This is a genomic window from Longimicrobium sp. (assembly GCF_036280135.1).
In the GTDB taxonomy this organism is placed as follows: domain Bacteria; phylum Gemmatimonadota; class Gemmatimonadetes; order Longimicrobiales; family Longimicrobiaceae; genus Longimicrobium.
The window spans coordinates 1-6,205 of the sequence record NZ_DASURI010000769.1; the positions used below are offsets into that span (position 1 = coordinate 1).

Below are 6,205 nucleotides of genomic sequence, written 5' to 3' on the forward strand. Positions count from 1 at the left end.
GTCGCGCAGCGACGGGGTTTTCCGACGTGCTGGCGCCCCTCGTCCGCCCGCCGCGGGAGTCGTCCGCTCGCCGTCGGCTACGCGCCGAACCGGCCGACCAGCCGGAGACTGGAGTCGTACACGTCCAGCGAGCTGTATCCGTCGAGCCCGACCCCACCGGGCGGACCCGGGCGGCGGCTCCGCAGGATCGGCACGAAGAACGTGTCGCCGGAGCGGTAGAACGTAACGCGATCTTCCGGACCGAGTTCCGTCGTGGTGGATCTCAGCGCCTCCCAGAGCGCGCGACAGGTGTCCCGGTCGCGCTCGTTCGTGAGAAGCCGCACGTCCGGCGCGGACGCCGTTCCGAGATTGTACCGCTCCCGCATCTGCAGAAGCAGAGGGGACGACAGGAGGGTCCGCACGCGCTCCGCGGACTGCTCATGAGCGGGCGGGCAGCTTTCTCCGGCCGGCTGCGGCTCGCCCGCGAGCGTCAGGACGATCAAGAGTAGAAGGCTCATCATCTCGCTTGATTCCGCTTGCAGATAGAGGAAGTCGTCAGTAGCCGCACCGGTCGACCCGCACCGCCCCGACTCCACCGTTAGCCGTAAACCTGCCGATTCCGCTGCTGTCCAGGAAGTACCCCGTTGGTAGCCCCGTCTGCTGAAGTGCGTTTACATCTTCGGGGCTCGGCGTGCCCGTGTTCACGTATCCACAAGGGGTAGTAGACCACAGAGGCCATGGATGGGTGTGTACGATGGACACCGCGCCCGATGGAACTGGCTCGTGAACGTCGATTCCGCAGGCGGTGAACGTTGCGTTCACGAATGCGACGAGTCGGAACGAACTTCCGTCCGAGACGACCCATCCGCTTAGCTCGACCCCCAACAGGCGGGATTTGAGCCAGAGATCCTCGAACTGCCCCCAAACAGCCGGGGCGTCCACGATGGGTTCGCCGGTCCTGCAGGTGTCTCCCGGTACCGGCTCCATCGGCTCGTCCGGGGGAGGTCCGATGGGGCCTCCTCCCTTCCCAATTCCTGTACCCGGGGCGGGGCAGGCGCTGAGGGGCACAATCTCCGTGTCGGACACGTCGCCGGGCTGCGACGTCATGCAATCGCCGCCGTCGTCGCAACTCCAGTCCAGCTCCAGATATGGATCGCACTCACCGCTGCTGATTGGCGGCAGCACGCAATATCCGTCGGTCACACAGCCCTGGACTGTCTGACTGTCGTAGGCCGGGCGTGTGCCTACCCGCTCACTTCGCCCCTGTGGTTCGGTCGGCGAGTCCACACATGCCGCCGTAAGCACAACGACGCAAAGCATGACCCAGAGTTGGACGTGGCGCATCTATCCTCCGAACATTGTTGGCCGACCTTGAACGGAAAACGATCTGTAAAACCACCTGCCAGGACTGCTCTCTTCAGTTTTTCGTGCTTCCGTTTCGAGTTGGGTTCCCTCGAGAATGTGAGTGCATAAACAGAGCGGTATTTTAGTTGCGTTTTGCTGATTGGGCAAGCGACGCGCGTTGAACTCGCCTAACGAAAAACCCCTCCCCCGAAGTTGGGGGAGGGGTCGACCGCCGTTGCGAGGAACGAGCAAAAAGGCGGGCGGGGGAGAGGGCCCTCCGTCGCGCAGCGACGGGACTTCGGTCCTCAATCAACCATCTCCTCCGCCCGCCTCTGCTGCCCTTCCGCCCTTCATCCATCCGCCCCCCTCGCCCTCAGTCCGCCGCCTCCGGCTCCAGCCCGCCCCCGTGCGGCGGATGCGGTGGATGCGGCGTGTGGCCGTGGCCGAATCGTTTGCGGAAGAACGCCATCAGCCGCTCGCGCCACTCGTACAGGATCTCGTAGAACGTGGGGATCACCAGCAGCGTGAGCACCGTGCTGGCGATCACTCCGCCGATCACCGCGCGGCCCAGCGGCGCACGAAAGTCCGCGCCCTCGCCCGCGCCGATGGCCACGGGGATCATCGCGGCCACCAGCGCGAACGTCGTCATCAGGATGGGCCGCAGGCGCACGCGGCCCGCCTCGATGAGCGACTCGCGCAGCGGCACCCCCTGCTCGTGGTTCCACTTGGCGAAGTCGATCAACAGGATCGCGTTCTTGGCCACGATCCCCATCAGCAGGATCACGCCGATCAGGCTCATCATGTTCAGCGTGTCGCCCGTCAACAGCAGCGCCAGCACCACGCCGATGAGCGACAGCGGCAGCGACAGCAGGATGGCGACGGGGTCCAGGAACGAGCGAAACTGCAGCACCAGGACCAGGTACATCAGCATGATGGCCGAGCCCAGCGCCGCGAACATGCTGCCGAACACCTCCGCCTGGTCCTGCGCCTCGCCGCCCTGCACGACCTCGTAGCCGGCGGGGAAGGCGATGCCCGCCACGGCGCGGTTCACGGCCGCCGTCACCGTGCCCAGGTCCGCGCCGGCCAGGTTGGCCTCCACCGTCACCACCCGCTCGCGGTCCACGTGGGCGATCTGCGCCGGGCCCAGCCCCTCCGTCACCTCCGCCACCTGGCTGAGGGGAATGATGCTGGGCCCGCCCCCGCCCGTGGCGCCGCCGGCCGCGCCCCCTGCCGCCGCCGCGCCGAATCCGCCGCCCGCCGCCCCGCTGCCGGCCGCGCCCGTGCCGGGGCTCAGCAGCAGGGGGAGCGTGCGCAGGTCCGCCGCGCTCGTCCGCACCTCTGGCGACAGCCGCACGGTCACGTCGCGCGTCTCGCCCGTCTCGTCGATCCAGTCGCCCGCGTCCACCCCGGCGAACGCGGGGCGCATGGCCTGGCTGATCTGCCCCACCGTGAGCCCCAGCGAGCCCGCCAGGGCGCGGTCGATGGTGACGACCAGCTCCGGCTTCTGTCCGCGCGTGGACAGCGACACGTCCGCCGTCCCCGGCACCTGCTCCACCCGCTCGGCCACCTGGTCCGCCAGGCGCGTGAGGGTGGCCGCGTCGGGCCCGCGCAGTTGCACCTGCACGGGCTTGCCCCCGCCGCCGAACCCGCCGCTCTCCGTGCTGAACGTGGCGCCACCGATCCGCCCGACTTCCCGCCGCAGCCGCTGGCCAAACTCCATCTGCCCCACGTCGCGCTCCGCCTTGGGCACGAGCTTTACGTACACCGAGCCCTCGTCCACCGCGCCGGACGCGCCACCGATGGTCGTGTAGGTGTACGCCACCTCGGGGTGCGCGCGGGCCAGGCGCGCGGCCGCCTCGGCCTTGCGGGCCGTGTACTCCAGGCTGCTCCCCGGCGGCGTCTCCAGGGCCAGCGTGATCTCGCTGCGGTCCTGCGGGGGCGCGAAGCCGCTGCCGCCGAACATCACCTGCAGGGCCAGCGCGCCCACGAACGTCCCACCCGCCAGCGCCACCATCAGCCAGCGGTGGTCCAGCGCCCAGGCGATCACGCCCTTGTAGCGGTCCGCCTGCCGGTCGAACCACTCGTTGAAGCGCGCCACCCAGCGGGTGATGAACGCGCGCTTCTCCGGCGGCACGTGCGGCTCCGCCCAGTACGCGCTCAGCATGGGGTCCAGCGAAAAGCTCACGAAGAGCGAGACGAGCACGGCCGCGGCGATGGTCAGCGCGAACGGCTTGAAGAACTGCCCCGCCAGCCCCGGCATCATCCCGATGGGGACAAAGACGACGACGATGGCGAAGGTCGTCGCCGTCACGGCCAGGCCGATCTCGTCCGTGCCCTCCTCGCTGGCGCGCATGTGGTCCTTTCCCATCTCCACGTGCCGCACGATGTTCTCGCGCACGACGATGGCGTCGTCGATGATCAGGCCGATGGCAAGGGAAAGCCCCATCAGGCTCATGCTGTTGAGCGTGAACCCGAACAGGTAGATGGGGACGAACGCGGCCAGCATGCTCACGGGCAGCGCCAGCCCCGTGATGACGGTGGATCGCCAGGAGTTCAGGAAGAGAAAGACGACGAGGATCGTCAGCACCAGGCCCTCGACCAGCGTGTGCTCCACGTTGGCCACGGACTGCTCCACCCGCACGCCGGAGTTGCGCACCACCTCCAGCGTGGTCCCCGCCGGCAGCGTCTTTCGGATCCGTTCGACTTCCTTGAGCACCCCTTCCGCCACCGTCGTCGTGCTGAAGCCGGTGGACTTCACCACGTCGATGCCCACGGCCTCGGCGCCGTTGTACTGCGCCAGCGAGCGCTGCTCCTCGTGCCCCACGCTGATGGTGGCCACGTCGCCCAGGCGGATGGCCGTCCCCCCGCGCTGCGCCACGACGAGCGCCTGGAACGCCGCCGCGTCCTCCAGCCGGCCCACGAGGCGGATGCTGCGCTCCTCCGACCGGCCCGTCACGCGCCCCACGGGGGCGGCCAGGTTCTGCGCCTGCAGGGCCTGCACGACCTCCGTGATGCTCACCCCCGCCGCCTGCAGCGCGTCCGGCCGCAGCAGCACCGTCATCTCCCGCTGCAGCCCGCCGACGACTTCCACCGTGGCCACGCCGTTGATGCCGCTGAGCTGCCCGCTGATCCCGGGATCGGCCAGCTGCGTGAGCTGGGCGACCGTCAGGCGGCTGGACGCGAGCGTGAGCGAGACGATGGGCTGCAGGTTGGGGTCGAACCGGCTGATGACGGGGTCCTCCATCTCCAGCGGCAGCTGCCCGCGGATGGTGCTGATGGCGTCGCGCACCTCCTGCGACGCCACCTGCACGTCCTTGTCGAAGGTGAACTCGACGATGATCTGCGCGTAGCCGTCCGTGGACGTGGAGGTGATCTCGTCCACGCCGCTGATGCTGGCGATGGCGTCCTCCATGGGGTCCACCACCTCGCGCTCCACCCCCTCGGGCGAGGCGCCGGGGTAGGGAACGGCCACGGAGACGATGGGCGGGTTGATCTCCGGGAACTCGTCCGTCTGCAGCCGCATGAGCGAGACGAGGCCGAACACCACCAGCGACAGCATCACCACGATGGTGACGATGGGCTGGCGGATGGAGAAGTTGGAGATGAACATGGGCTACTTCTCCCCGTTCCTGGCGGGCGCGGCGGGGGCGGCCGTGCCCACGCGCACCCGCGTGCCCGGCGCCGTCTCCCGCGCGGGGCCGACGAGCACCGTGTCGCCGGCGGCCAGGCCGGAGACGATCTCCACCCGGTGCGTCTCCTCGTCCGTGATCCCCACGCGCACCTCCACCTGCTGCACCACGCCGCCGCGCAGCGCCATCACGTGCGCGCCGTCGTCCTCCGTCACCACGGCCTCGGAGGGGACGAGCACGCCCTGCCGCGCCTCCGCCGTCACGCGCCCCTCCGCGAACAGCCCGGCCACGAGCGTTCCGCCCGGGTTGGGGAGGGAGACGTGGATGGTGACCTGGCGCGTGGCCGGGTCCGCCGTGGGGTTGATGCGCTCCACGCGCCCCGTGAACGTCGTCCCCGGGTAGCCGCGCACCTGGAACGCCACCGGCGCGCCCACGCGGATGGCGAACAGCTGGTCCGACGGCACGGACGCCTCCAGCCGCATGCTGCTGGGGTCCACGACGCGGTACAGTTCCGTGCCCACCTGCACCACGTCGCCCTCGCTCACGGAGCGCGCGCTGACGATGCCGCTGATGGGCGCCTGCACGGTGGCGTCGCCGATGCGGGCCTGCACGTCCGCCTGCTGGCTGCGGGCGCTGGCGAGCTGCGCCTGCGCGCTGGCCAGGTTGGTGCGCGACGTCTCCAGGTCGCGGCGGGGGCTGGCCCCGGCCGGCACCAGCGTCTCGTAGCGGTCCACGTCGCGCCGCGCGTTGGCCACGGCGATCTCGGCGCTGCGGACGGCGCTCTCGGCGCTGCGGCTCTGCTCGCGCAGCGTGGGGTCGGCGATGCGGGCCAGCAGGGTGCCCTGCGCCACGCGCTGTCCCTCCTCCGCCGGCGCCGCGGCGATGGTGCCGGCCAGCTCCGCGCGGAGCACGGCTTCCGTGGCCGCCTGCAGCGAGCCGGAGATGGTGGGCCCCGCGGAGATCTGCCCGACCTCCGCGACAGCCAGGTCCGCCGGATCCACGACGGCGCCCTGGTCCGCCGCGCCCGGCTGCGGCCCCCCTCCGCGCCTGCATCCGCCCATCGCCAGCGCGGCGACGATCATCGCGGCGGATGCCCATCGCCCGGCGCGTCGCATCCGCGCCGATCCCGATCCCGATCCCGATCCCGATTCCGATTCCGGACCCGTGCCCCGTCTTGTCTTCCGGAATGGAGAGAGAGGGCGGGTCGGATGCGTGTCGCGGGCCGCGCGCGGGCGCCCCCTCCGCTCGCCTAG

Annotated in this window: 3 protein-coding genes; all 3 read right to left on the bottom strand. The window is 70.3% G+C overall.

The annotated features are described in order from the left end of the window. Positions 1 to 77: 77 nt before the first annotated feature. Positions 78 to 482, bottom strand: coding sequence for a hypothetical protein (locus VFZ20_RS24865; protein WP_329686659.1), 405 nt, complete (start codon positions 480 to 482; stop codon positions 78 to 80). 1,214 nt (positions 483 to 1,696) lie between these two features. Beyond that, positions 1,697 to 4,933, bottom strand: a complete 3,237-nt coding sequence (locus VFZ20_RS24870) for an efflux RND transporter permease subunit (RefSeq protein ID WP_329686660.1) — start codon at positions 4,931 to 4,933, stop codon at positions 1,697 to 1,699. A 3-nt stretch (positions 4,934 to 4,936) separates the two neighbouring features. After that, positions 4,937 to 6,034, bottom strand: coding sequence for an efflux RND transporter periplasmic adaptor subunit (locus tag VFZ20_RS24875; RefSeq protein WP_329686661.1), 1,098 nt, complete (start codon positions 6,032 to 6,034; stop codon positions 4,937 to 4,939). Positions 6,035 to 6,205 lie beyond the last annotated feature (171 nt).

What these genes read in the sequence shown, in the direction of transcription:
- VFZ20_RS24870 (WP_329686660.1), bottom strand. Translation starts at nt 4,933, where the DNA reads ATGTTCATCTCCAACTTCTCCATCCGCCAGCCCATCGTCACCATCGTG.
- VFZ20_RS24875 (WP_329686661.1), bottom strand. Translation starts at nt 6,034, where the DNA reads ATGATCGTCGCCGCGCTGGCGATGGGCGGATGCAGGCGCGGAGGGGGG.